Genomic DNA, 4282 nt, shown 5'->3' with positions numbered 1-4282 from the left:
TGGTTGCTCCGCTTTCTCCAATGTTATCTGAAAAAGTGCAGTTTTCAACAATAATTTTAGAATAAGTGAGAATGGCTGTTCCCGTAGTGCCATTACCATTACCATTGATAAAGTTAATGTATTTAAATGTGGTGGTTGTTGCATTTATCAAGAAAATTCTGCTGATATTTTCTCCAGATACTGTTGCAGGATTGTTAGGGGAAGCACCAATAAAAGTTAAATTTTCCGTAGTTATTCTAATTCCCGAACCATTGCTTTTAAAAGTGTTTGAGCCTAATTGAATAAGATCTCCAGAATTAGCAGTAGTAATAGCATTATTTATATCGTCAAAAGAATCTCCACTAACAGTAATATTACTTGCTGAAGTTGCAGAGAAAGAGGCAAAAAGCAGGAACACTAAGATAAAAAGAAAAATTCCAGCTTTCACCCGCCCCATGTATATGAATTTCCGTGTGTTTAAGTTCATTAAATCCATTTAAATCATGTATATAATATTTTTAAAAAAAAATAGCTGAAAAAAATATAATCAATTAAAAATTAAAAAAATGAAAATAAAAAAACAAAAAAGTTGTTATCAGCTAATGAATAAATTTCATTTTCATATATAAACAATTTCCTAAATAAATCAAATAGAAAAATATATAACAATAAAAAAACAAATATAATAATTTATAATAAAAAAGCAAAACATAGACAAAAAATGAAAAACAAATAGAATTTTTTATCCAAAAAAAAGAGAATAGTTTCTAACACACTATATAAAACAAAAAGGAAAGCTAATAATTTCTAATTTATGATTATAGTCCTGAAAGAAAAGATTCTAATCAATAATTTATTTAAATATCAATCTATTTCATAAATATAAGTTGTTATTATCTTTAATTTCTAAAATAATCTTTAATAATTTTATTATTAAAAAAATATATATTGTAATTATTTAGATTGAGAAATAAATGAATATAGAACTTTTTAAAAAATATCATTACTTATAAACTTTATTTTCAGGACTATATTTTATCCATTACAAAGACTGTCATTATAAGAAACAATGAATTTCCCAAAAATCTACCTTATTTAGATATATTAGAATAAAAAGCCATTATTAGCAAATTATTCCTATTTAGACTTCAAAAACAAAAAGATAATCAGTAGTTCGTGAAAAAAATAAAAAAACAAATATTTTAATTTTTAACAATATTTAAAACTTCATTTAAAGCGTCTTGAATCTTATCTGTATTTTTACCTGCTCCTTGGGCAAGGTTGTCTCTTCCTCCGCCTCCACCACCTAAAATTGGAGCAAGATTTTTAACAATATTATTTGCCTTAATACCATTATCAATAGCTGTTTTAGATGTTGAAACAACTATTTTTCCATCCATATTACCAATAGCTATTAAATCAACCTTTTCATTGTCAGTAAAATCGGTAGCTATTTTTTGCATCTCTTTAATATCTCCATCAAGAACTTGAGTTAAAATTTTTAAACCATTAAGCTCAATTATATCATTTTCAATATTAGATGATTTTAAATCAGCTATTTCTTTTTGTAATTTTTCTATTTCATTTTTAAATCCTTTCCACTCTGAAAAAAATCTATCACAAGTTTTAGGAAGTTGGTTATTAGCAACTTTAAAAATAGCTGAAGAATCTTTCAACAATTTATCATTTGCCTGCATTGACTCAACTGCAGCTATTCCTGCTGAAAAATCAAGCCTTTCTACTCCATCTTGGACCCTTTCAGTTTTATTGATCTTAATTAAACCAATATCTCCAGTATTTAAAACATGTGTTCCTGCACAAGCTTGAACATCAATAGAATTCTGAACTGTAAAAGAATTAGAATCATCAGGATTTGTTAATCCTGATTTAGATTCAATTGACTGATTTTTTGAATTACAAACTCTAACTACACGAATAACAGAACCTGGAACTACTCCACCTTGATATAAACTTAAGCCATAAGCTTTTTCAGCTTCATTTCTACTCATAAATCTTGTATCAACAGCTAAATTATCCATGACAAATGAATTAGCTATTTTTTCAATTTCATTAAGCTCCTTTTCACTTATACGTTTGTAATGTGCCAAATCTAACCTTGAATGAGTTAAACCTTTTTGAGCTCCTGCCTGCCAAACATGGTCACCGAGAACCTGTTTTGAAGCAGCTATTATTAAATGGGTAGCAGTATGATTCCTTGCAAGTGCAATTCTTCTGTTCCAGTCAATTTTTCCTTTAAGTTTCCACCCAAGAAGCTTTTTAAGATATTCATATTTAGAATCAATTTCTGATTTGTCGTTAATGGCTATTCTATGTAAAACAACCCCATCAACTTTTTCTGCATGAGTGATAGATAACTCAAGGTATTTATCATTTATATCGATTAAAAGAGTCCCTAAATCAGATGGTTGACCTCCTCCTTCAGGATAAATAGCTGTTTGATTTAAAATAATTGCTACATCAGATTTAATTTTAATTACATCAATAATTTCGGCTTCAAAATCTTTTTTATAAAAATCATCATAGAATAAAAGTTTAGTATCAGGATAATCTATTTTTAAAACTTTTTTTTCCTTTTGTTTTTCCCCACTGTGAGATTCTGCTACCAAAGTAAAGAAGTTATCTGGAATATTTGCCTTAAAGTCATTTTCATCAGCTATTTCTTTAACAGTTTCTGGTGGCATTCCTTGGGCATCATAAAGTTCTATTAAAGTTTTAAGGGGCATTTCTAAAATTTTTTGTTTTTTAAGTTGTTTAATATTTCTTTTAACTGTTTTTTTACCTGATTCAATTGTTTTAAAGTATCTTTTCTCCTCCAAGTTAATGATATTCATGATATGGTCTTCTGACTCCATGATTTCAGGATAAAATTCAGTTAAAAAGTTTAGTTGAATATTCATTATATCTGAAAGAGATTCCTTCATTTCAAGCTCTTTCATAAACCTTATTGTTCTCCTTAAAACAAGTCTTGCAAGGTAACCTTCCTTAACATTTGATGGAATAATTCCATCAGCAATCATAAATGCCAAACATCGTGTGTGATCAGCTATTATGTAAATTGCTTCCATTGGTTCTGTGGATTTTAATAGCTCATCAAGGGAAATGTTTAATCTTTCTGCAACTTTTTCTCTAAGGGATCGAATGTCTGCAAAGGTTTCAATATCCATCATTCCAGCTATTTGAGCATTTTCTGCTAAAATCTTCTCATCAACATCAACATTTGTGATCTTTTTTAATTTATCAATGACTGGAGCAAAACAAGCATCATAAGCTGTTGGTGTTCCTTGAGAAATCCATGTAAATCTTTCTAAACCATAACCAGTATCTACAGTCTTTAAAGGAATTTCTTCTTTCTCACCATTGGACAAAATTTTGTATTGCATAAAAACAAGTGTGGCAAGCTCTACTCCACGAACACAAACCTCATAGCATGGTCCAGCATTTCCTCCACCTTCCCACCAAGATTCAATAAATGTTATCTCAGATGGATCAATTTCAAGTGATGAAATAAATCCATGACAAAGTTTAACTGTGTTTTCTTTCCAATAAATTTCATTTTCAGGTGAATTAAAAGCATGATGCGCACCCATTGTAAAACAAGTCATGTGTCTACCAGTTCGACCTACATTATCAACATCATTAAGCCTAATCGATGGTTGAGCTATTGTAAGTGGATTTGCAGGAGGTTCGACAAGCCCTGAAGTAACCCATGGCTGAAAATCATAAATAGATGCCCCAACTAAAAATACATCATCTCTCCATCTTTTTGCAAGAACTGGATAGCGAGGAATTGGAGTGTGACCATTTTTCTCAAAAAATTCTTTGAATTTTTGCTGAATATCATAGAGATTATAGCTATTTTTTGTTGGAGAGTTTCCAATAAACTCATATTCATCGCAAGGAGCATCTCCACAAGTAGAACGCTCTTTTAATGACCAAAAATAGCTTTCACATTTAACACACTTTTGTCGTTTGTATCCTAAAGATTCAAGTTCATTTGTCATCTTATCATGCCTAATAAATAAAAATAAAATAAAAATAAAATAAATATAAAACAAAGATAAAGTAGAAATAAAATAGGATTTCAAATATACTAAATAGAATTTAAATAAATTAAATATATTAAAAAAGCTATTAAAAAGCTTTAAAAAACTATTAAAAATAATGTTTAATTGAAAAAATATAATATAGTAAATATGTATTTAATAATATTAATAATTATGTTTTAAAATACAAAATTGTCTTTAAAAAAAAAAAAAAAAAAAAAATAAAATTTAATTAATTT

Annotated in this window: 2 protein-coding genes; both read right to left on the bottom strand. The window is 28.1% G+C overall.

Annotated elements, in window-relative coordinates:
* A partial coding sequence (locus MBCUR_RS01280; RefSeq protein WP_157077507.1) for a hypothetical protein occupies window positions 1-475 on the bottom strand: 475 nt, incomplete at its 3' end.
* Window positions 476-1181: 706 nt separating this feature from the next.
* On the bottom strand, window positions 1182-4001 hold the full coding sequence (alaS, locus tag MBCUR_RS01275) for an alanine--tRNA ligase (protein ID WP_067089240.1): 2820 nt from the start codon (window positions 3999-4001) through the stop codon (window positions 1182-1184).
* Between the last annotated feature and the right edge of the window lie 281 nt (window positions 4002-4282).

Origin of the sequence: Methanobrevibacter curvatus (assembly GCF_001639295.1) — an archaeon.
GTDB lineage: Archaea > Methanobacteriota > Methanobacteria > Methanobacteriales > Methanobacteriaceae > Methanoflexus > Methanoflexus curvatus.
The sequence above is the reverse complement of the archived record's forward strand: the minus strand, read 5'-3'. Positions and strand labels throughout refer to the sequence as shown.

What these genes read in the sequence shown, in the direction of transcription:
- alaS (WP_067089240.1), bottom strand. Translation starts at nt 4,001, where the DNA reads ATGACAAATGAACTTGAATCTTTAGGATACAAACGACAAAAGTGTGTT.